This window comes from Terasakiella brassicae, assembly GCF_014641495.1.
Taxonomy (GTDB): Bacteria; Pseudomonadota; Alphaproteobacteria; order Rhodospirillales; family Terasakiellaceae; genus Terasakiella; species Terasakiella brassicae.
Genome location: NZ_BMHV01000002.1, coordinates 167891 through 189087, shown reverse-complemented (window position 1 = coordinate 189087; position 21197 = coordinate 167891). Strand labels below are relative to the sequence as shown.

The window sequence follows — 21197 nt, the reverse complement described above, 5'->3', positions numbered from 1 at the left end:
TCAATGAAAATCGCTAAATTCACTTTGCTCGCTTTGGCCCTTGGTGTTGGGTTAAGTGCTTGTGATACTGTGGATAGTTTGAAAGTCTGGCGCAAGGCAAAACCGGAACCTTGTCCGCGTGTTACAGTTTTACGCAACGCGGCGGAATTAACCAAATTCAAACCCGGACCGGGGCGAGATCTGATCGATGTGCTGTTTGAAGCCAAGGTGACAAATGTTTATAGCACCTGTGAATATGACGTGGATTATGACACACGTGCGGGTTCCATTCATGCGCAAGTGGCACCGGTGATTTTAGGCAAACGCGGCCCGGCAGATACCAGCCGTCTGGCAGAGATTGAATATTTTGTTGCGATGGTTGATGAACAGAAAAACATTCTGCAAAAAAGTGTCTTTCCCCTGAAACTCGCTTTCCCCGGCAATCTGGTTCAAAACGAAGTGCGTGATGAACCGATCGATCTGACCCTTACAACGGATGGCAGTAAAGACGGTACGGCCTATGAAATCTATGTCGGTTTTCAACTGAGCGAAGAAGAAATGGCCTATAACGAACGTTTGCGCCAACGTTAATTGGACGCTTGTTTAATATCTGAAATATTATGATGAATACATCACACGAGCTAAGATATGAACAAAGTAAACATCGTCTGGTTTCGGCAAGATTTGCGTTTGGCGGACAATCCGGCTTTGCAGTATGCCGCACAATGCGGGACGGTTTTACCGATATATATTCTGGATGACGAGGCGGCGGCGCAATGGAAGATGGGGGCGGCGTCGCGGGTTTGGCTCCATTCGGCTTTGCAGGATTTGAATGACCAGCTTGACGGGTGTTTACAGGTTTTTCAGGGGAATGCGGCTGAAATTTTGGCGCAACTGATTGCGGATTATGACGTCAAAGGGCTTTATTGGGGACGCTGTTACGAGCCGTGGCGTATGGCACGCGATTGCACCATCAAGGAACGTTTTTTGCAACAGGGCGTGGATGTGCGCAGTTTCAACCATTCTCTGTTATGGGAACCGTGGGAGGTGCAGAAAAAAGATGGTACGCCGTACAAGGTCTTTACGCCCTATTTTCGCAAAGGCTGCCTAAACGCAGCTCCGCCGCGCTCCCCGCTACCTGCCCCAGATACCATATCCTTGGTGCAAAAAGACAAGGGGCTTGCACTGGATGATCTGTCGTTATTACCCCGCAAGGTCGATTGGTATAGCGACATGGTTGCCCATTGGGATATTAGCGAGGAAGGGGCTCATAACCGACTGGATGCATTTTTGTGTGACGGCCTGTCCCATTATAAAACGGGACGAGACTGCCCCGCGCAGGATAACACCTCAAGATTGGCACCTTATCTGCATTTTGGACAGATTTCACCGCATCAGGTATGGGCAGCGGCACGCAGCTATGGACAGGCGCATCATCTCGATCGTGATCTGGATCATTTCTGTTCGGAACTGGCATGGCGGGAATTTTCCCATTCTCTGCTTTATTATAATGCGCACATACCGGAACAACCGCTTCAGGAAAAATTTAATGATTTTCCCTGGCTGGAAAATACACAGCATGTGAGTGCATGGCAAAGCGGAAGAACGGGATATCCGATTATTGATGCCGGGATGCGTGAACTGTGGCAAACCGGGTATATGCACAACCGGGTACGCATGATTGTTGCTTCTTTTCTGGTTAAGAATCTGATGATCCCGTGGCAAGATGGGGAAGGCTGGTTTTGGGATTGCCTGTTTGATGCCGATCTTGCCAATAACAGTGCAAGCTGGCAGTGGGTGGCGGGTTGTGGGGCAGATGCCGCGCCTTATTTTCGGATATTCAATCCGGTGACACAATCGGAAAAGTTTGATCCCAGTGGCGATTATATCCGGCGTTATGTGCCGGAACTGGCAGGCTTGCCGGATAAATATATTCACAAACCGTGGATGGCCCCGATGGATATTTTAAAGCAACATTCGATTGTTCTTGGTGTCCAGTATCCCCGACCGATTGTTGATCTGAAATCGACACGGGAACGCGCCCTTTCTGCCTTTAAGGAACTGGGGCGTTGACCTGAAGGTGGAATTTTTTCACATTGTTGAAAATCCTTTTGACCGTAAAAACGACCCTCTGTAAAATGCGGCGAAATCATATGATCCCATGCGGGAGAGTGATGATCTTTATCTTTGAACGGATCATCCGCCGAAGGAGCAAGCGCCCCTGCAAACTCTCAGGCATATAGGACCGCTGGACTCATCATAAAAGGAATTTTCCATGAGTGAAGATTTAAAAACCACCCCGCTTCATGCCTTGCATTTGGAGTTGGGCGGCAAGATGGTGCCCTTTGCCGGTTATGATATGCCTGTGCAATATAAACAGGGTATTATGAAAGAACATACCCATACGCGAGAGGCTTGCGGTCTGTTTGATGTGTCCCATATGGGGCAGGCGCTTTTAAAAGGGGCTGATGTTCAGGCGGCAATTGAAAGCCTGACGCCGAGTGATATTAAAGGCCTCCCTCAGAACGGTATCCGATATTCTTTATTGATGAACGAACAAGGCGGTATTCGAGATGATTTCATGGTGACCAACCGGGGGGATCATCTCTATCTGGTGGTAAATGCGGCGTGTAAAGAGGCCGATTTTGACTATATCGCCCGATCTTTACCGGATTACGAGTTGGAATTGCTCAATGATCGCGCGCTGTTGGCCTTACAAGGCCCGATGGCGCCTGTGGTTTTAAACCGTTTTGCCCCCGGCATTGATCAACTGATCTTTATGAATATGGGGGAATACGATATTGCGGGTATTCCTTGTTTGGTGTCGCGTTCTGGCTATACCGGGGAAGATGGTTATGAAATTTCCGTTCCGGCGGATAAAGCCGAAGACTTGGCCCGTAAGCTTCTGGGTGAAGACGAGGTCGAAGCCATTGGTTTGGGCGCACGTGACTCCTTACGTCTGGAAGTCGGCTTGTGTCTTTATGGGGCTGATATTGATGAAACCACTTCCCCGATTGAAGCTTCCTTGAATTGGGCGGTGGGTAAACGTCGCCGCGAAGAAGGTGGTTTTCCCGGTCATGGTGTCGTGATGACGCATCTGAATGAGGGCATTGCGCGCAAACGGGTGGGGATTAAACCTTTGGGTCGTGCGCCTGCACGTGCCCATACCGAGATTGCCGATCAAGACGGTAACATCATCGGTGAAATTACCTCCGGTGGCTTCGGTCCGACTTTTCAGGGACCGGTTGCGATGGGTTACGTCAAACACGAATTTTCGAAAATCGGCACGTCCGTCAATTTAATTGTACGCGGCAAAGCGATGCCGGCGGAGATTGCCAAATTACCATTTGTTCCACAACGTTACTACAAGGGCTAAGAGAATGACTGTGAAATATACAGAAGACCATGAATGGGTATTGATTGAAGGCGAAAATGCAACGGTCGGCATTACCGATTACGCCCAAAACGCCCTTGGTGATATCGTGTTTGTTGAATTGCCGGAAGCCGGCCGCGAAGTTGAACAAGGTGAAGACTGTGCCGTTGTTGAATCTGTAAAGGCCGCTTCTGAAGTTTACGCCCCGATCACGGGCGAAATCATTGAAGGCAACGAAGCCCTGGAAGATGATCCCGCCCTTGTGAATAGTTCCCCGGAAGGTGATGGCTGGTTCTTTAAAATGACTGTTGGCGATGCGGCGCAACTGGATGATTTGATGGACGAAGCCGCTTATCAGGCATTCTGTGATGGTCTTGACTAAGATGTGCTGAATATCTGTAAAAGTGCCGGAAGACCTGAAAGGGGTTTTTTCGGCACTTTTATTTTTTAAAGGGAGACTTGAATATGGCGAAAATTGCGGTTCTTTTATCAGGTTGTGGCGTTTTTGATGGCGCAGAAATTCACGAAGCCGTTTTGACCATGCTGGCCATTCAACGGGCCGGGTCCACATATCAGTGTTTTGCACCGGATATGGATCAATATCACGTCATCAATCATATGACAGGCGATGAAATGGATGAAAAACGCAATGTGATGGTGGAAGCATCACGGATTGCGCGTGGTGATATTAAGGCGCTGTCTGATTATAAGGCGGCCGATTATGATGCATTGATTTTACCCGGCGGTTTCGGTGCGGCGAAAAACCTGTCCACATTTGCAATTGACGGGCCGGATTGCACGGTGAATGTGGATGTGGAAGCGGCCTTGAAAACAACACGCAGCGCAGGCAAACCGATCGGTGCCTTATGTATTAGCCCTGCTGTTCTCGCCAAGGTCTTCGGGGATGTGAACGTGACCATCGGTCAGGATGAAGGCGTTGCTGGCGCGATTGAAACATTAGGCTGTACGCACACATGTACCGATCATGGTGAAATTATTATTGATCAGGCAGCCAAAGTGGTCACGACACCCTGTTATATGCTGGATGCCAATATTGCCCAGATTGCCGATGGGGCAGAGGCTTGCGTCAAAGAAGTCCTCAACCTGATTTAAGGTTTGAGAGGAGGCCCGCAGCAATCAATCTGCGGGCTTTTCTGCAAACCAATGGCGGGTGTTATTGACGATAGCCACCAGTGACAACATGACCGGAACCTCGACGAGGACACCGACAACAGTGGCAAGGGCAGCACCGGAATGCAGTCCAAAAAGTGAAATGGCAACAGCGACCGCCAATTCAAAAAAGTTTGATGTCCCGATCAAGGAGGCCGGACCTGCGATATTGTGGGCCAGTTTCATGGCTTTTGCCGCCAGATAGGCAATGATAAAAATGCCATAAGTCTGGATCAACAAAGGGATGGCAATCAGCATGATGTCTTGTGGCTGTGCGATGATCTTTTCAGCCTGAAATCCAAAAAGAAGAATGACGGTTGAGAGTAATCCGACAACCGACCACGGTTTGACTTTCTCTAAAAAAGCAATGAGTTTGTGATCATCATTTTTTCGTTCCAGCCGTTTACGAGTCAGCACACCCAGAATTAAGGGAAAGAGAACGTAAAGAACGACGGAAAGCAGCAATGTTTCCCACGGAACATGTATTTCTGAAATACCCAGCAAAAAAGCGGCGATTGGGGCAAAGGCGAACACCATAATGATGTCATTTACCGAGACTTGAACCAAAGTGTAGTTAGGGTCGCCTTTTGTCAGTTGGCTCCAGACGAATACCATTGCGGTACAAGGGGCAACGCCTAATAAAATCATACCGGCAATATATTGTTCTGCGGTTTCTGGGTTGACCCATCCAGCAAAGATAACTTTGAAGAATAGCCAACCCAGAAATGCCATTGAGAAGGGCTTGATGAGCCAGTTTACAATAACAGTCAGGAGGATACCTTGGGGCTTTTTGCCAATATCCTTGATGGCAAAGAAATCAATTTGCACCATCATCGGATAAATCATCACCCAGATTAAAACCGCAACGACCAGATTGACGTGCGCAAGTTCCAATCCGGCAATAAAGGCAAAGAGTGCAGGATACAGATTTCCCAGAAGGACACCGGCGATAATGCAGAGGCCGACCCAAAGGGTTAAATATCTTTCAAATAGTCCCATCTTAAATATCCGTTATTTGCCTGTTTCATTCATGTAATTTCGATAATTCAGGACTGCCCGATTTCATCCAGTCGTTTTTGCAATGACAGTTTATCAAGCGCTTGTAACGGCAAAGCCGTGAAAATAGAAATTCGATTATTTAGCATTCGGTAAGTATCGGCAAAAGCAAGAGCAACTTCTGACGGTGTGCCGCTTGCCAATGCAGGATCAGGCACCCCCCAATTGGCTGTTAAGGGTTGACCGGGCCAAACGGGACAAACTTCATGGGCGGCGTTGTCACAAACGGTAAAGACAAAATCCAGTTTCGGGGCATCTTCCCCTATAAACTCTTCCCATTTTTTGGATCGTAGATGTTCAACAGGAAGATTGCTTCGGCGCAGCAATTTGATTGTTTCCGGGTGGACTTCACCGCGAGGGGTGGAACCTGCGCTATAAGCGTTAAAACGTCCTATGCCTTCACGGTTCAAAATTGCTTCGGCCATAATGCTTCTGGCGGAATTTCCTGTACAGAGAAAGAGAACGTTGAATACTTTGTCTTCTGTGATGTTGGCCGTCATGACGAGACCCTCTGATATGGATTTTAAAACACCCAGAGAATCCGCACAGGCTTCCGGCTTGCCATTACAACATTCCATCAGCAGATAGTTTACCAAGACACCGATTGCCGAAACATTGGCTTCATAAAATATGAAACGCCCTTGTTTGTAACTGCTTATCAACCCGGCGGATCGTAAGTCCCGCAAGTGGGCTGAAAGTGTTGACGGCGTTGCATGAAGGTATTCGGATAAGTCACCGGCACTCATCGCCCCTTTGTTGAGAAGGGTTCGAAAAGCCCCCAGCCTTGTTTCATGGGCAAGGGCAGCAAATAACTGTATGGCATTCTCTGTTTTCATATCATTTTTATATTTCGTGAATATACGAAGAGTCATGTTATAGTTTAATGACAGAGAGTTGACCAGTGAAATAAATGAAATCCCGTCTTGGAGATTTATTCAGGCCTAGAGCAGATCCAGTACATTTTCAGGGGGACGGCCCAGAACCGCCTTGTCACCTTTAACCACAATCGGGCGCTCGATGGCGCGTGGGTTGGCAACCATGCCAGCGATAAGGGCATCTTCATTCAGCGAATCGTCATTCAGGCCACATTCTTCTGCTTCTTTTTTGCGAAGTAGTTCGCGTGGCGAGACCCCCAGTTTTGACAAAATGGCTTTAAGCTCATCAATGCTGGGTGGATTGTCCAGATAGGTGATGATGGTTGGGCTAATGCCTTTATCTTCAATAAGTTGAAGTGTCTGGCGGGATTTGCTACAGCGTGGATTATGATAGATGGTAACGGACATAAGCTGCCTTCTCTTGGTTGGAATGATAGGGGATCAAACATTTTATGTCCGACCATATCATTCCTTGGATGATATTGGAACCATTCAAAAGTAAGTGACATTTGCAACAATGAGGGGCACTCACCTTATTTATCATAAGTATATATACTTATAAAATTGTGTGAATTTATTTTTTCATCCCAAAAATTCCAAAAAAAGAGGGCGACATCGCTGCATTATTCTAATAGCTTTTCAAATATGGAAAAATTCCGCTATAGTATCGTTCAAGATATGATTGAGGGAATGACATGCCCCGCAAAGGGGTAGACAGGAGAAAGCTAATATGACGTCGGGAGCTACGAAGCGTCTCTTTAGTGCGGAACGCAAAATAAAAGAAAAAATTATGGGGGCTTCAGGTGTTTCTGCAGGGGCTGCGGATCCATCCGGAATTACCAATCAGGACTTGATGACAGCGATTAAGGCGTTGCAGTCCGAATTATTGATGCAGAAAGTCCAAGTCAAAGAGCTTAATAAGGCTGAGAAAAAAACAGAGCTGAAAGAAGCGCAACATGATTTGGAAGACAAACTGGATGAGGTAAATCTTCTGCGCACCGAAGTTCGGGCCTTGTCACGCAGCATTCACGATACCAAACGTGAGATTAAAGCGTTGGGCATGAATGAGGAAGATAAATTCTCCGTTGTGACAAACGAACTGGATGAAATCGTCGGGGCAACGGAACGGGCAACGGAAACCATTTTGACCGCTGCAGAGAAAATCGATGATCTGGCGCAACAATTACGCCAGCATTCCCCGGATCAGTTTGTCACCCAATTGACCGATGAAATTCTGGAAAATACCATTGGCATGTTTGAAGCCTGTAACTTTCAGGATTTATGTGGTCAGCGTACAACCAAGGTGGTGAATACCCTGAAATTCATCGAAGAACGTGTTGAACGCATGATGGAAATCTGGGGTGAAGAAAACTTCGATACGGTTGATCACCCCGATGAAGTCAAGGCATTGGAGGCTGGGCGTGCCCCCGAAGGCGAGGAATTACACGGTCCGGCTGAACATGGCGGTGGGATTTCTCAGGCCGATATCGACGCACTGTTCGATTGATCTGTCGTAAAATGAATGAAAACCACCGAAAATTGGACGTTTCGGTGGTTTTTTCATGCCTCGATGATTGACGGATATGTCAGAATGGGGCAAACACTGAAGCCTTGCCTCTTATTCAAGTGATGGACCGATATGAGTAAATCTTCCGATACGAACACAATGTGGGGGGGCCGTTTTTCCGGTGGACCCAGTGCAATCATGGAAAAAATCAATGCCTCGATTGATTTTGACAAACGTTTTTATGCACAGGATATCGCTGGCTCCAAAGCCCATTGTGCCATGCTGGTGAAACAGGGCATTCTCACGGCCGAAGACGGACAGTCCATTACCGATGGGTTGGATAAGGTTCTGGCGGAAATTGAAGCCGGTGACTTTAAATTTTCACCAGCCTTGGAAGATATCCATATGAACGTGGAAAACCGTTTGCGCGAATTGATCGGGGATGCCGCCGGTCGTCTGCATACGGCGCGTTCTCGTAACGATCAGGTGGCAACGGATTTCCGTTTATGGGTGCGTGATGCCATTGACCGTCTGGACGATGGTTTGCAAGTTCTGCAACAGGTTTTGATTGAACGCGCAGAAGAACAGGTGGATACGATCCTGCCCGGTTTTACGCATTTACAGGCGGCCCAGCCGGTTTCTTTTGGTCATCATATGCTGGCTTATGTGGAAATGGTGGGGCGGGACCGTTCTCGCCTGAAAGATGCCCGCGAACGTTTGAATGAATCACCGCTGGGTTCTGCGGCACTGGCAGGCACGCCTTATCCGATTGATCGTCATCATACGGCAGAACTGCTGGGCTTTAATGGCCCGATGCGTAATTCGCTGGATGGGGTGTCAGATCGTGATTTCGCGCTGGAATATCTGAGTGCGGCCTCTATCTGTGCCCTGCATTTGTCGCGCCTGTCCGAAGAATTGGTCATCTGGTCATCTGCACAATTCGGTTTTGTGCGTATGTCGGACAGTTTTTCGACCGGGTCCAGTATCATGCCACAGAAAAAGAACCCGGACGCGGCCGAACTTATCCGTTCTAAAATCGGTCGGGTGGTCGGTGATCTGAACAGCCTGATGATGTCCATGAAAGGATTGCCGCTGGCTTATTCCAAGGATATGCAGGAAGATAAAGAACCTGTCTTTGATGCCGCTGATACCATCGAACTCAGCGTTGCGGTTATGACGGGAATGATTGCGGAAATGACGGTGAACAAAGAAAAAATGCGTGAAAGCGCGGGCTGGGGTTTCACCACGGCAACCGATCTGGCCGACTGGCTGGTGCGTGAACTGGGGATGCCGTTTCGTAATGCCCACCATGTCACTGGTGCGATTGTGAAACTGGCGGAAGACAAAGGCTGTGATCTGTCCGATCTGTCGTTGGCAGAAATGCAAACGGTGGATGCGGCGATTACCGATGATGTTTTCAATGTTCTCACGCTTGAAGCCTCCGTTGCCTCGCGAACCTCTTATGGGGGGACGGCACCGAATAACGTACGTGAACAGATTAAAGAAGCGCGTCAGCGTTTCCTGTAAGGAGTTTGTGCAAATGATGCGGCATCGGATTCTCATGGTCTTGTTACTGGCGGCATTTGCTGTCTCGCTCAATGCCTGTGGGCGTGTGGGCAAACCTGTGGCACCGGATGATGTGGATCCGAAATATCCCCGTCAATATCCGGCACAACAGCCGGTTCCCGGCAGCACAAAATAACATTGGAAATCAAATGGATCATTTTCAGTACAAAAATGGCGAACTTTACGCCGAAAACATCGCTCTGAGCAAAATTGCACAGGAAGTCGGCACGCCTTTTTATGTCTATTCTCAGGCAACTTTAGAACGCCACTATCAGGTTTTTGCCGATGCGGTTAAAGATATTGATGCGACCATCTGCTTTGCCGTTAAGGCCAATTCCAACATTTCTGTGATCAAGGCTTTATCCGATCTCGGGGCCGGTGCAGATGTTGTTTCTGTCGGGGAAATGAAACGTGCGCTCAAAGCAGGCGTTCCGGCAGATAAAATTGTTTATTCCGGCGTTGGTAAAAGCCGCAGTGAGTTGAAGGCCGCCGTTGAAACGGGCATTCGACAAATCAATGTGGAATCGGAAGAAGAATTGGCAGTCCTGAATGAGGTCGCACAGGAAATGGGTGCGCGTATGCCGATCGTTTTACGCGTCAACCCGGATGTGGATGCCAAAACGCATGCCAAGATTTCGACCGGGAAATCCGGCAACAAGTTTGGTATCGACTGGAAACGCGCGGTCGAAGTTTATCAGCGTGCCAGCAATATGGCGGGTGTGGAACCCAAGGGTTTGGCTTGTCATATCGGTTCGCAACTCACAGATCTTGAACCGTTTCGCGCCGCCTTTCGCCGGATGAAAGAAATGGTCAGTGAATTGCGTGGTTTGGGTCTGGATGTCAGCCGGGTTGATTTGGGCGGTGGTCTGGGGATCCCTTATGATGAAGGGGACACACCGCTTCCTGTTGAATATGGCAAACTGGTTGTTGAAGAACTGGGTGATCTGGATGTGGAGTTCGAATTTGAACCCGGTCGCATGATTGTTGGCAATGCCGGTATTCTGGTCAGCGAAGTTATCTATGTGAAAGAAGGCCTCAGTAAGACTTTTGCTATTATTGATGCCGCCATGAATGATCTGATGCGCCCGTCTTTGTATGATGCCTATCACGCGATTGTTCCGGTGATTGAAGCCGATGCAGAAGAGGCCAAGCAGCTTTATGATGTGGTCGGGCCGATTTGTGAAACCGGTGACACCTTTGCCAAGGACCGCCTGCTGAACAAGCTGAAAACGGGTGATCTGATAGCCTTTAGAACGGCAGGTGCCTATGGCGCGACTATGTCAAATACTTATAATTCACGCTCATTAATACCTGAGCTTATGGTAAAAGGTGAAGAATACGCCATTATTCGTCGCCGCCTTGATATTGAAGAACAAATGGACCTTGAAGCTCTCGCATCCTGGCAGGATTAATTTTCTGATATCCCTGCGCCCTGATTGTTTGTTATTGTCTGGATTATGACCAGTTCCATTCGCAAATATGAAAGCGCGCAGGCGACACATTGCCATGCGGCGTTCCATCAAGTCATCGTTCCTTTGGTTGGGGCGCTGGAACTGGATATGCGCGGTCGCCAAGGATGGGTGCAGACCCGAACCGTTGGGGCGATTGCAATGGGGGAAACCCATGCCTTTCGATCCAATGGGGATAATCGGTTTTTGGTATTGGATATTGGCGAAGAAACGGGCCGAAATTGGGAAACCGTTTGGTCACAAGCCATTGATCAACCGTTTTTACCAATGTCGCAGGCCCTGACCAGCTTGAGTGATTATGCCCTTTATCGCAAAAATTTAGGGGCATCGTCTCAGGATTTACAGATGTGGCAGAATCTGTTCATGCAAACGCTGGCCTGTGATTTGGCCGGGGAACTGCCGGACCTGCCCGCGCGCATTCAGCGTGCGGTTGCTTATATGCAGGCTAATTTAGGCCGGGTTCTTGAAAACCGCGAACTCGCGGCGCTGGTTTCTTTATCTCCGGCACGATTTTATGAACTGTTTCGCCAGACAACAGGGATGACGCCGCAGCAATATCTGACAAAATGTCGACTCGATATGGCCAAGCGTTTGATCACACATGGTCACAGCCTTGTGGATGTGGCCGATCAGGTCGGGTTTAGTGATCAAAGCAGTTTTGGACGTGCCTTTAGCAAGGCTTTTGGTGTTTCGCCCGCAAAATGGCGTAAACAAGAGTTTCAAACCAAAAAATCGTAGGCCGGGTTGAGAATTTTATCCCGGCCTGTGTCATTCTGTGGAAAATATCATTCAGGAGGTTTTTTCATATGAATGCCAAGGCCAACGTATCCGGAATCAGTGCCATTGCAATGTGGTCGTTGCTGGCGCTGTTTACGTCTGCAACAACCGGGATCAAGCCATTTCAGATGTTGGCTTTGACGTTTTTTGTCGGGGCATTGATCGGGTTTGCCTTCATTGCCCATCGTGGCAAAACGGGATGGGTCAAACTAAAACAGCCACCCCGGGCCTGGGTTTTGGGGGTCGGCGGTTTGTTTGGGTACCATTTTTTCTATTTTACCGCTTTATCCAATGCTCCGGTTGCTGACGCCAGCCTGATCGCTTATTTGTGGCCCTTGTTAATCGTGGTGTTCTCCGCCTTTTTGCCCGGTGAACGGTTGCGCTGGTTTCATATGGTTGGTGCCTTTATGGGATTGGGCGGGGCGACATTGCTGGTTGCCAGCAAAGGCGAATTTTCCTTTTCTTCCCAATTTGCGTGGGGGTATATGGCGGCTTGTGCGTGTGCGTTGATCTGGTCGCTTTATTCGGTGCTGAACCGCACACAAGGCCATGTCCCAACGGAAACCGTGGCCGGGTTTTGTTTATTGACGGCCATATTGGGCGCATTTTCGCATATGATGTTTGAAAGCTGGGTGGATCCGACATTTACACAATGGTTGGCGATTATTGCACTGGGGGCCGGGCCGGTTGGGGCATCTTTTTATGCGTGGGATTATGGCACCAAACACGGCAATATTCATTTCCTTGGGGTGTGTTCCTACGGGGCACCGCTGTTTAGTACGCTGTTTCTGACAATGGCGGGACAGGCAGAGGTCACAATTCATTTGGTGGCGGCCTGTTTGCTGATTACATCTGGGGCTGTCTTGGGATCACTGGATATGTTTAAAAAGGCGCGCGCGTAAATTTCACAAAGACTTGTATAGCGCCCGATGCGTTCACAGTTTAGTCTAGACCCTGTCGCAATCGCCAAAAGGCAGAATATGGACAAACGACACGACACAGAGGATTATGATCCCGCCTTGATCCGGCGTTTGATACGCATGGTGATCTGGACGCGCTGTGTGTTGTTTTGGGAACAGATATGGCCTCGTCTTTGGGGAACATTGATCGTTTCCGGCGTGTTCCTGCTGGCTGTTTTATTTGATTTCTTTCAAATGTTACCACCGTTTATGCATGCAACGGTACTGGCGGTCGTGGGATTATTGTTTCTGTTTTTCCTGTATCGTGCCTTTCAATCGGTGTTCTGGCCCAGCCAACGGGCCGCCCTGATCCGTCTGGAGACCGACAATGGATTACATCATCACCCGTTGTTGGCCTTGTTGGATCAACCGGCCCGAAAAAAACTTTCAGGGCAGGCTGAAATCATTTGGTTAACCCATCAAAACCGCATGATACGGTCCGTTCGTCGTCTTAAACGCCCTTGGCCCCGTTCAGCGTTATATAAAAAAGATCCTTATTCTTTGCGTGCCTTATTAATTTTATTACTGGTTCTTGCTGGCATAGAAGCACGTTTTGACTGGCAGGACCGATTTGGGCGTGCGTTTCATATAACGCAGGAACAAAGTGTGGCCGGGGACTGGACCCTTGATATATGGATCACGCCGCCGCCCCATACCGGGTTGGGCAGCCGTTATATCAGTCTGAATGCCACTGATATACAAACATACGATGAAGCCGGACTTCTGCGTTTTGCCCAACATAGCGAAATTATGATCCGGCTTGCGGGCTATAAAACCGGGGCGGATCTGTCTTTTTCCACTGGGACATTTCAAGAGTCGTTTCAAGATTTATCCCAAGGGGCCTACAGTTACGAAACCGTTTTTGATCAAGGGACGGCATTGGTTGTAAAAAACGACAATGAGGTTCTGTTTCAGCAACCGGTTGATTTGTTGCTTGATCTGGCGCCTCAGGTCTCGGCTAAAATTCAGGAAGACCGTTTTAGACGGGGACAATTGCGTCTTTCCTTTACCGCAGAAGATGATTTTGGATTAAACGAGGTCGCTTTATCCATCCGCAAGGCAGAAGGGGCATCGTCTATCCCACTTGAATTAACACGGGTGGTTTCCGGTAAAAAAGCAACGGGGATGTTCAGTCGCAATCTGGCCGATCACCCGTGGGCGGGACAACGGGTGATTATAACGCCCAAAGCAGTTGATAATTTTGGTCAGATGGCCTTGGGGGATGCGCTGGAAACTGTTTTGCCGCAACGCCATTTTCGTCATCCCGTTGCCGTTCGTTTAATCGCTATTCGCCGTGATCTTTATCAACCAAGTGCGGAAGACCGGATTTTTGGTCAGTTTGAGTTGAGGAAAATTCTGACAGCGCCGCAACTGTTTGATGGCGATGTGACGGTTTATCTGGCCTTGAAAGTCGCCTCACAACGTTTGCGCCACTATACACAAGACGATCAAATAAGCCGCATCCGCGCCATTTTGTGGGAGGTAGCTTTGCGCCTTGATGAAGGGGCCGCAGGCACGCAACGCAACCTTTTGGAAGATCTGAGCCAGAAAATGCAGGATATGATGGCGCAAGGGTCCGATCATGCGGCGATGGAGACGTTGTTCGAACAAATGAACCAAAGTCTGGATCAATATTTGCAAAAAATGATCGAATCCAATGCTCAAATGCAGGAATTTAAAGAAGCGGCATCGCCAGCGGATGCCGAAATGATTGGGCGCGATCAAATGCAGGAGATGTTGAATAAAGCGCGTGAGTTGATGCGTCAGGGGGATTTGGCCGGGGCACGCGCCTTGATGGAACAGTTTCAGTCGATTTTATCGCGATTGGCCCAGCAACCCAAGCCCGACCCGGACCAGATGCAACAGGCCAAGGAAACGATGGACGGGCTGCGCCAGTTGAAGGCGGATCAGCAAAACCTGCTGGATCGCACGTTTAAACGGGTGCGCAATCAAGAGGGGCCGAGTCTGGATGCGACGCGTCAAGCCATTGCAGAAAGCGAAGATCAGGAAAAATTGCTGCAACGCTTGCATGAACAAATTCAGGCCATGAAAAAAATGTCGATGAAGCCGTCAAGAGATCTGCGAGATGCTTTGCAAAATATGGAACATGCCGCGCAATCCTTGCAACGCGGATTGGATGAAGATGCCTTGCAGGCCCAGATGCGCGCCGTGGATAAATTAAGTTCAGGATTGAAAGAAGCCGCGCAAAGAATGGCTCGTCAAATGGGGATGATGCCGATGGGACAACAACTGCCGGGAACGGACCCTTTGGGTCGCGGGCGTGGCGGGCGTATTGTCACCCCAAACGGGCACACCCTGCCCAGTGAACGCACCATCCATCGTTCGCGTGAAATTTTACAGGAATTATACCGTCGCGCCGGACAAAAGGGTCGCGAACGCGAAGAATTGGAATATATTGATCGATTATTGGATCGTTTTTAGGACTCTATAGGAAACCTTTATGAAAGACCGTGCCTCCCGCCTTGCCGCCTTGCGTCATGAAATGGATATTTTTTCGATGGATGGCTTTATTGTCCCGCGCAGCGATGAACATCAAGGCGAATATGTCGCCCCCTGTTCAGAACGTTTGGCGTGGCTGACCGGCTTTACCGGGTCGGCGGGATTGGCCCTTGTTTTGCGCGATCATGCTGCGGTTTTTGTGGATGGACGTTATACCCTTCAGGCGGAAAAGGAAGTGGACGGGGCCTGTTTTGAACGTTGTCATATGACGGATGAACCGGCGGCAAACTGGTTGGAAAATCATTTAAGCAAAGGGATGGTTTTGTCCTATGATCCGTGGCTGCATACCGGGCCAAGTCTGCATCGTTTAAAGCAGGCCTGTGAAAAGGTCGGGGCAAAATTGGCCCCGGCGCCGCATAATTTTATCGATGCAATCTGGACGGACCGCCCGGACCCACCTCTGCATCCTATAACACCGCATGGGCTAGAATTTGCCGGGCGCAGCCATGAGGATAAAAGGACGGAGATTGCCGCACAGCTGGATCAGGAAAATCAGGACGCAATGGTTTTAAGCCTGCCCGATTCGATTGCATGGCTTTTCAATATTCGCGGCGGGGATATTCCCTGCACACCGGTGGCATTGGGTTTTGCGATTCTTTATCGTGATGCAACGGCAGATTTGTTTATGGATCATCGAAAAATTGATGAGGATGTTCGTACGCATCTGGAGGATGATATTCGAATTTTTGAACCCAAAGCTCTGGGGCAGAAACTAGATGAATTGAGTACAAAGACCGTGCGCCTTGAAGGGGCCAGCACGCCTTTGTGGATGAGTGAACGTCTGAAAAAGGCAAAAGCGAATGTGGTGCTGGGGGATGATTTATGTGCCTTGCCCAAGGCCTGTAAAAATGATGTCGAGGTCAAAGGCATGCGCACAGCGCATCGTCGGGACGGGGCTGCGATGGTGCGCTTCCTGCGTTGGTTGTCACAACAGCCTGCGGGGAATGACATTAATGAACTGAGCGTTTCACAAAAGCTGGATGGGTTGCGCGCAGAAGACGACCTGTTTTTTGATTACAGCTTCCCGACAATTTCCGGTGCGGCGCAAAACGGGGCGATTGTGCATTATCGGGTTTCTGAAGAAAGTTCGCTTCCCCTGCCTGAAAACGGGCTTTATCTGGTCGATAGCGGGGGACAGTACCGTGATGGCACCACCGATATCACCCGTACGATCGTGCGCGGTGTGGCCAGTGCCGAAATGAAAGACCGTTTTACCCGTGTCTTAAAAGGCCATATCGCGCTGGGGTCCACACGGTTTCCCAAAGGGACAACTGGGTCTCAATTGGATGTGTTGGCCCGTCACGCGCTTTGGCAGGCCGGTTTGGATTATGATCATGGTACCGGGCATGGGGTGGGCAGTTTCCTGAATGTGCATGAAGGCCCGCAACGGATTTCCAAAATGCCCAGCAAGACAGCGTTGGATGTGGGCATGGTGGTGTCAAATGAACCGGGTTATTACAAAACCGGAGCCTATGGGATTCGTCTGGAAAATCTGGTTTGCGTGCGCCGGTGTGAGATGGAAAGCGAACGCGAAATGCTGGAATTTGAAAACCTGACCTTGTGTCCGTTTGATGTAAACGGAATTGACGTCTCGCTTTTATCCCAAGGTGAAATTCACTGGTTGAACAGCTATCACAAAAGGGTGCGAGATGAACTCACACCCTTGTTGGACCCGCAAGATGCGGCATGGCTGGCGCAGGCGACACAGCCGCTTTAATCAAGCTTGTACTTTACGAATCATCGTCCCGGCGCCGTGTTCTGTGAAAATTTCCAGCAGAACGGCGTGGGGGACACGACCATCCAGAATAACGGCGGCATTGACACCGGGGTTTTCCAATGTGGTTTCCACGGCTTCCAGACAGGTTTCGATTTTCGGGATCATACCGCCGCTGATGGTGCCGTCTTCGATCATGGCCCGGGCCTCAGTCGCATTCATTTCCTGAATGAGTTTACCGTTTTTATCCAGAACACCGGCAATATCGGTCAGCATCAATAAACGTTTGGCATCAATGGCGGCGGCAATGGCACCGGCTGCGGTATCGGCATTGATATTGTAGGTTTCCCCATTGGGACCGGCCCCGATCGGCGCAATTACCGGAATAATGTCCGATTCAAGGAAGCTGTCCAGAATATGCGGGGTAATGACCGCAGGTTCACCGACGAAACCAAGATCAAGAACACGTTCAATATTGCTGTCGGGGTCTTTTTTGGTGCGATGCAGTTTGCGCGCTTCGATTAAATGACCGTCTTTACCGGATAAGCCGACCGCGAAGCCACCAGCGGCGTTGATATTGCCGACGATTTCCTTGTTGATGGACCCGGACAGAACCATTTCAACCACATCGACGGTCGCTTGATCTGTTACGCGCAAGCCATCAACAAATTCGCTTTCAACAGCCAGCCGTGCGAGCATTTTGCCGATTTGCGGACCACCACCGTGAACAACAACCGGGTTAATCCCGACCTGTTTTAAAAGAACGATGTCTTTTGCAAACAGTTTTGCCAGTTCCGGGTCGCCCATTGCATGCCCGCCATATTTGACCACAACGGTTTCCCCGGCATAACGTTGCATGTAAGGCAAGGCTTCGGACAAGGTAACAGCGCGTGTCAGATAATCTTGTTCTGTCATATTGGAGGTGTCGAGTGTGGTCATAATGGATTGTAACCCTGAATCGTAAACACTTAAACTTCGAACTGAGAAACCAGTCGTCCGATCGTAGCACGAACTTCTGCAATCCCGGTTCCTTTTTCGGAACTGGTTACCAGAATATCAGGATGTGCCGCCGGATGTTTAGCTAATTCTTTCGCAATATCACTTAAATGTTTTTCAAGCTCGGATTTCTTGACTTTATCCGCCTTTGTGACAATGACCTGATAGGACATGGCGGCCGTATCCATCATTTCCATGACGGGGCGGTCGGTATTTTTGATCCCGTGGCGACCATCAATCAGAATAAAGGCACGGCGCAATTGCGGGCGACCGCGCAGATAGGAGAAAACCACTTCTTGCCATTTTTTGACTTCACCGACAGGGGCTTTTGCATAGCCATAACCCGGTTGATCGCAAAAGACCAAACGATCTTTGATATTGAAGAAGTTAAGCTGCTGCGTACGCCCCGGTGTGCTGGAGGTACGCGCCAAGTCGCGACGACCGCACAGGGCGTTAATCAGGCTGGATTTACCCACGTTGGAACGACCAGCAAAACAAATTTCAACCGCATGTGTGGAAGGGAGTTGGGCAAGTTGGGCAACCCCAAGCATAAAATCGGCATGCTGGGCAAAAAGCCAGCGTCCAAACTCGATTTCTTCCGGTGTGAATTCTTCTGTGGTGTCCATATCTTCCATCCATCTTCCGGGCGCGTATGACATCACCGGGCGGTTAAAAAAACTGGACCCCTGCACTGGGCAGGGGTACCGGTTTGTTATGATTTTTTCTGTTTTTCCATGCTTCTGGTAATCAGCCATTGCTGGGTGATGGACAGAACGTTGTTCCAGACCCAGTAGATCACCAGACCGGCAGGGAAACTCGCCAGCATGAAGGTGAAGATAACCGGCAGGAACATCATCATCTTGGCCTGCATCGGGTCTGCCGGTTGCGGGTTCAGTTTTTGTTGCAGGAACATGGAAATCCCCATCAACAGCGGCCAAATACCAATCATCAACAATTGCGGCGGATCCCACGGGATCAGGCCAAACATGTTGAAGATAGAGGTCGGGTCCGGTGCGGACAAATCCTGAATCCAGCCATAAAAGGGCGCATGACGCATTTCAATGGAGACAAACAACACTTTATAAAGCGAGAAGAAAACCGGGATCTGGATCAAGATGGGTAAACAACCGGACGCCGGATTGGCTTTCTCACGCTTGTAAAGGGCCATCATTTCCTGATTGAGGCGCTGTTTGTCATCACCAAATTTCTTTTGCAGTTCTTTGATCTTCGGCGACAGGGTTTTCATCTTCGCCATAGAACGATAAGACGTGCTGGCCAATGGGTAGAACGCCGCTTTAATGACAATGGTCAAGGCCAGAATTGCCAGACCAAAGTTGCCCAAATGACTATAAAGCCATGAAATTGCAAGGAAGAACGGTTTGGTGATGAAGAAGAACCAACCGAAATCAATGGCAAGGTCAAATTCAGGAACACCGAGTTGCTCTTCATATTGGGTCAGCAGGTTGAGTTCTTTGGCACCGGCAAACAGGTTGCTTTTGAACGTAACGGTTTGACCGGGCTGCGCACTCAGTTTCGGGCCGAGATAATCGGCCTGATATTTATCGATATTATCGGTGCGATAATGGCTGAAACGGTTGTTAACGTTTGCCGTTTGATCCGGGATCAGGGCCGCCAGCCAGTATTTATCGGTAATGCCGATCCAGCCGCCTTTGACAGGGTCGATTTTTTTGCTGCCGCTTTCTTGCAGGTCAGAATAATCGACTTCTTCAAGAACACCATCAAATACACCAAGCAGACCTTCATGCAGAATGTAGAAACCGCTGGTTTTTGGTGTACCGGAACGTGAAATCAAACCATAGGGGTAAAGGTCTACGTTGGCCGGGCCAGTATTCGCGACAGAATCTTCGATCGAGAACAGATAATCGTTATCCAACGAAATTTTACGGGTGAACAGCAAGCCTTCGCCATTATCCCATGTCAAATTGACACTGCCGCCGGCTTTCAGGTTTTGGCTGTCTGTGGCCCAGACGGTATCGGCTGTCGGAACTTTGACATTGGGGGCAGACCAGCCGAATTCGGCATAGTAAGCGGTATCCAGTCCTTTGGGGTTTAACAATGTAATGTAAGGACTATCTTCGGCAAGTTCTTCACGATATTCGGTCAGGGTCAAATCATCAATGCGACCACCTTGAACAGAGATTGAGCCCTGAAGGTGCGGAGCATCAATTTTGATACGGGCGGAGGCATCGAGTTTTTCAACACGCGTGTTGGCCGCTTTTTTCGCTGCTTCAACTGCACCACCCGGAATTTGCGGGGCAAATGAATTGTCCGAGGATTGTGCGCCACCAACGGATGGGGCGTTCGCTGCTTGCTCGGTGGATTGTGCCTCTTGTTGAACCGGTTGTTCTGCTGTCGGGAACAAGAACTGGAAGCCGAAAAGGATCGCGACTGACAACGCAATCGCTAAAATCATATTTTTCTGGTCATTCATCTTATGGCTTTACCCACCAAGGGACCCCTGCTAATTGAAACCGACCTTCTTGTACAAGATAAGTGTTACACGAAAAAGTCGATTTTGAACTCTTATGAATGGTGCGAATCACACCCGCAAGAACGCGATTCGGACTTGTGCGGAACCGGGTCATAGCCAGACCCGCCCCACGGATGACAGCGCAAAATCCGCAGCAACCCCAGTTTCATTCCTTTAAAGGGTCCGAAACGTTGAATGGCTTGCAAGGTATAATCCGAACAGGTGGGGCTATAACGGCAGGTGCCGGGTAATATGGGCGAAATGCCATATTTATAGATCCAGACCGGAATTTTCACGATGTAAGCCAAAAAGGTCATTGCTTCCCTTTCGCCTTTTGCGCCGTGGTGGGGGCGTCGATATGAACACCTGTCCGCCAAAGCGCGGTCTTAAGATCTTTTTCCAGATCGGCAAAGGGCCGTGTGATGGTTTCCTTGCGACCGATCAGGACAAGATCGTAGCCGGATCGGGCCTTTTTAAACAAGACAAGGTCAGCAATAGCCCGAAGACGCCTTCTTGCGCGATTGCGCTGTGGGGCGTTTCCGACTTTTTTGCTGACCGTAAATCCGATCCGAATATCCGGTTGCCCGTCCGGAATTCCACGTTCCGCATAGCGTTTGCTTATAGAAGACAAAGGCTGATTGCGTTTGCGGATTTGCAAGATCAGGCCGGGCGTTACCCATTTCTTCCGAGTCGCAGCGACTGAAAGAAATTCACGTCGTTTTTTGAGACGTGGAATAAGGGTCAT

At 49.3% G+C, this 21197-nt stretch carries 21 protein-coding genes and 1 riboswitch; of the genes, 13 read left to right on the top strand and 8 right to left on the bottom strand.

The genetic code is table 11. The annotated features are described in order from the left end of the window. Positions 1-3 precede the first annotated feature (3 nt). The 5 genes from IEW74_RS02115 (at position 4) to elbB (ending at position 4465) form a co-directional block, all read left to right on the top strand. Positions 4-570, top strand: coding sequence for a hypothetical protein (locus IEW74_RS02115; RefSeq protein ID WP_188660798.1), 567 nt, complete (start codon positions 4-6; stop codon positions 568-570). Between the two features lie 57 nt (positions 571-627). Beyond that, positions 628-2052: a cryptochrome/photolyase family protein gene (locus IEW74_RS02110; protein WP_188660779.1), complete on the top strand. Its 1425-nt coding sequence runs from the start codon at positions 628-630 to the stop codon at positions 2050-2052. A gap of 81 nt (positions 2053-2133) precedes the next feature. Beyond that, positions 2134-2237: riboswitch (glycine riboswitch) on the top strand. Positions 2238-2254: 17 nt separating this feature from the next. Continuing rightward, the gene (gene gcvT, locus IEW74_RS02105) at positions 2255-3355 is read left to right on the top strand and encodes a glycine cleavage system aminomethyltransferase GcvT (RefSeq protein WP_188660776.1); all 1101 of its coding nucleotides are present in this window, start codon (positions 2255-2257) and stop codon (positions 3353-3355) included. Positions 3356-3359: 4 nt separating this feature from the next. Continuing rightward, the gene (gcvH, locus tag IEW74_RS02100) at positions 3360-3734 is read left to right on the top strand and encodes a glycine cleavage system protein GcvH (protein WP_188660773.1); all 375 of its coding nucleotides are present in this window, start codon (positions 3360-3362) and stop codon (positions 3732-3734) included. A gap of 83 nt (positions 3735-3817) precedes the next feature. Then, positions 3818-4465, top strand: a complete 648-nt coding sequence (gene elbB / locus IEW74_RS02095; protein WP_188660770.1) for an isoprenoid biosynthesis glyoxalase ElbB — start codon at positions 3818-3820, stop codon at positions 4463-4465. 24 nt (positions 4466-4489) lie between these two features. On the opposite strand, the gene arsB is transcribed toward elbB, so the two are convergent. From arsB to arsC, 3 genes are all read right to left on the bottom strand, one after another. Then, a complete protein-coding gene (arsB, locus tag IEW74_RS02090; RefSeq protein WP_188660767.1) occupies positions 4490-5521 on the bottom strand; it encodes an ACR3 family arsenite efflux transporter in 1032 nt (343 codons plus the stop codon). A gap of 47 nt (positions 5522-5568) precedes the next feature. Continuing rightward, a complete protein-coding gene (locus tag IEW74_RS02085) occupies positions 5569-6414 on the bottom strand; it encodes a metalloregulator ArsR/SmtB family transcription factor (protein ID WP_188660763.1) in 846 nt (281 codons plus the stop codon). 105 nt (positions 6415-6519) lie between these two features. After that, complete coding sequence (gene arsC / locus IEW74_RS02080; RefSeq protein WP_188660761.1) at positions 6520-6861, bottom strand: arsenate reductase (glutaredoxin); 342 nt, start codon at positions 6859-6861, stop codon at positions 6520-6522. A gap of 322 nt (positions 6862-7183) precedes the next feature. On the opposite strand from arsC, the gene IEW74_RS02075 reads away from it, so the two are divergent. The 8 genes from IEW74_RS02075 to IEW74_RS02040 all read left to right on the top strand — a co-directional run bounded on the left by IEW74_RS02075 (position 7184) and on the right by IEW74_RS02040 (position 16968). After that, entirely contained in the window at positions 7184-7960 is a 777-nt protein-coding gene (locus IEW74_RS02075; RefSeq protein ID WP_188660756.1) for a hypothetical protein, read from the top strand. A 132-nt stretch (positions 7961-8092) separates the two neighbouring features. Continuing rightward, positions 8093-9487 carry an argininosuccinate lyase gene (gene argH, locus IEW74_RS02070; RefSeq protein WP_188660752.1) on the top strand — a complete coding sequence of 465 codons (1395 nt, stop codon included), beginning with the start codon at positions 8093-8095 and terminating at the stop codon, positions 9485-9487. Between the two features lie 13 nt (positions 9488-9500). After that, positions 9501-9662 (top strand): hypothetical protein, encoded by a 162-nt coding sequence (locus IEW74_RS02065; RefSeq protein ID WP_188660750.1) that lies wholly within the window; start codon positions 9501-9503, stop codon positions 9660-9662. 13 nt (positions 9663-9675) lie between these two features. Next, positions 9676-10938 (top strand): diaminopimelate decarboxylase, encoded by a 1263-nt coding sequence (gene lysA / locus IEW74_RS02060; RefSeq protein WP_188660747.1) that lies wholly within the window; start codon positions 9676-9678, stop codon positions 10936-10938. Positions 10939-10983: 45 nt separating this feature from the next. Continuing rightward, positions 10984-11733 carry an AraC family transcriptional regulator gene (locus IEW74_RS02055; protein ID WP_188660744.1) on the top strand — a complete coding sequence of 250 codons (750 nt, stop codon included), beginning with the start codon at positions 10984-10986 and terminating at the stop codon, positions 11731-11733. A 68-nt stretch (positions 11734-11801) separates the two neighbouring features. Then, entirely contained in the window at positions 11802-12674 is an 873-nt protein-coding gene (gene yddG, locus IEW74_RS02050) for an aromatic amino acid exporter YddG (protein WP_188660741.1), read from the top strand. 78 nt (positions 12675-12752) lie between these two features. Continuing rightward, positions 12753-15173 (top strand): DUF4175 domain-containing protein, encoded by a 2421-nt coding sequence (locus tag IEW74_RS02045; protein WP_188660738.1) that lies wholly within the window; start codon positions 12753-12755, stop codon positions 15171-15173. A gap of 19 nt (positions 15174-15192) precedes the next feature. Further along, complete coding sequence (locus IEW74_RS02040) at positions 15193-16968, top strand: aminopeptidase P family protein (RefSeq protein ID WP_188660734.1); 1776 nt, start codon at positions 15193-15195, stop codon at positions 16966-16968. On the opposite strand, the gene argB is transcribed toward IEW74_RS02040, so the two are convergent. The 5 genes from argB to rnpA all read right to left on the bottom strand — a co-directional run bounded on the left by argB (position 16969) and on the right by rnpA (position 21197). Continuing rightward, the gene (gene argB, locus IEW74_RS02035; protein ID WP_188660731.1) at positions 16969-17904 is read right to left on the bottom strand and encodes an acetylglutamate kinase; all 936 of its coding nucleotides are present in this window, start codon (positions 17902-17904) and stop codon (positions 16969-16971) included. Between the two features lie 29 nt (positions 17905-17933). Continuing rightward, positions 17934-18596, bottom strand: a complete 663-nt coding sequence (gene yihA, locus IEW74_RS02030) for a ribosome biogenesis GTP-binding protein YihA/YsxC (RefSeq protein ID WP_229734207.1) — start codon at positions 18594-18596, stop codon at positions 17934-17936. Between the two features lie 77 nt (positions 18597-18673). Continuing rightward, complete coding sequence (gene yidC / locus IEW74_RS02025; RefSeq protein WP_188660728.1) at positions 18674-20413, bottom strand: membrane protein insertase YidC; 1740 nt, start codon at positions 20411-20413, stop codon at positions 18674-18676. A gap of 92 nt (positions 20414-20505) precedes the next feature. Then, positions 20506-20769 (bottom strand): membrane protein insertion efficiency factor YidD, encoded by a 264-nt coding sequence (gene yidD, locus IEW74_RS02020; RefSeq protein ID WP_188660725.1) that lies wholly within the window; start codon positions 20767-20769, stop codon positions 20506-20508. Next, positions 20766-21197 carry a ribonuclease P protein component gene (rnpA, locus tag IEW74_RS02015; RefSeq protein ID WP_188660723.1) on the bottom strand — a complete coding sequence of 144 codons (432 nt, stop codon included), beginning with the start codon at positions 21195-21197 and terminating at the stop codon, positions 20766-20768. Before rnpA ends, yidD begins: the two co-directional genes overlap by 4 nt.

What these genes read in the sequence shown, in the direction of transcription:
- IEW74_RS02115 (WP_188660798.1), top strand. Translation starts at nt 4, where the DNA reads ATGAAAATCGCTAAATTCACTTTGCTCGCTTTGGCCCTTGGTGTTGGG.
- IEW74_RS02110 (WP_188660779.1), top strand. Translation starts at nt 628, where the DNA reads ATGAACAAAGTAAACATCGTCTGGTTTCGGCAAGATTTGCGTTTGGCG.
- gcvT (WP_188660776.1), top strand. Translation starts at nt 2,255, where the DNA reads ATGAGTGAAGATTTAAAAACCACCCCGCTTCATGCCTTGCATTTGGAG.
- gcvH (WP_188660773.1), top strand. Translation starts at nt 3,360, where the DNA reads ATGACTGTGAAATATACAGAAGACCATGAATGGGTATTGATTGAAGGC.
- elbB (WP_188660770.1), top strand. Translation starts at nt 3,818, where the DNA reads ATGGCGAAAATTGCGGTTCTTTTATCAGGTTGTGGCGTTTTTGATGGC.
- arsB (WP_188660767.1), bottom strand. Translation starts at nt 5,521, where the DNA reads ATGGGACTATTTGAAAGATATTTAACCCTTTGGGTCGGCCTCTGCATT.
- IEW74_RS02085 (WP_188660763.1), bottom strand. Translation starts at nt 6,414, where the DNA reads ATGAAAACAGAGAATGCCATACAGTTATTTGCTGCCCTTGCCCATGAA.
- arsC (WP_188660761.1), bottom strand. Translation starts at nt 6,861, where the DNA reads ATGTCCGTTACCATCTATCATAATCCACGCTGTAGCAAATCCCGCCAG.
- IEW74_RS02075 (WP_188660756.1), top strand. Translation starts at nt 7,184, where the DNA reads ATGACGTCGGGAGCTACGAAGCGTCTCTTTAGTGCGGAACGCAAAATA.
- argH (WP_188660752.1), top strand. Translation starts at nt 8,093, where the DNA reads ATGAGTAAATCTTCCGATACGAACACAATGTGGGGGGGCCGTTTTTCC.
- IEW74_RS02065 (WP_188660750.1), top strand. Translation starts at nt 9,501, where the DNA reads ATGATGCGGCATCGGATTCTCATGGTCTTGTTACTGGCGGCATTTGCT.
- lysA (WP_188660747.1), top strand. Translation starts at nt 9,676, where the DNA reads ATGGATCATTTTCAGTACAAAAATGGCGAACTTTACGCCGAAAACATC.
- IEW74_RS02055 (WP_188660744.1), top strand. Translation starts at nt 10,984, where the DNA reads ATGACCAGTTCCATTCGCAAATATGAAAGCGCGCAGGCGACACATTGC.
- yddG (WP_188660741.1), top strand. Translation starts at nt 11,802, where the DNA reads ATGAATGCCAAGGCCAACGTATCCGGAATCAGTGCCATTGCAATGTGG.
- IEW74_RS02045 (WP_188660738.1), top strand. Translation starts at nt 12,753, where the DNA reads ATGGACAAACGACACGACACAGAGGATTATGATCCCGCCTTGATCCGG.
- IEW74_RS02040 (WP_188660734.1), top strand. Translation starts at nt 15,193, where the DNA reads ATGAAAGACCGTGCCTCCCGCCTTGCCGCCTTGCGTCATGAAATGGAT.
- argB (WP_188660731.1), bottom strand. Translation starts at nt 17,904, where the DNA reads ATGACCACACTCGACACCTCCAATATGACAGAACAAGATTATCTGACA.
- yihA (WP_229734207.1), bottom strand. Translation starts at nt 18,596, where the DNA reads ATGGAAGATATGGACACCACAGAAGAATTCACACCGGAAGAAATCGAG.
- yidC (WP_188660728.1), bottom strand. Translation starts at nt 20,413, where the DNA reads ATGAATGACCAGAAAAATATGATTTTAGCGATTGCGTTGTCAGTCGCG.
- yidD (WP_188660725.1), bottom strand. Translation starts at nt 20,769, where the DNA reads ATGACCTTTTTGGCTTACATCGTGAAAATTCCGGTCTGGATCTATAAA.
- rnpA (WP_188660723.1), bottom strand. Translation starts at nt 21,197, where the DNA reads ATGACCCTTATTCCACGTCTCAAAAAACGACGTGAATTTCTTTCAGTC.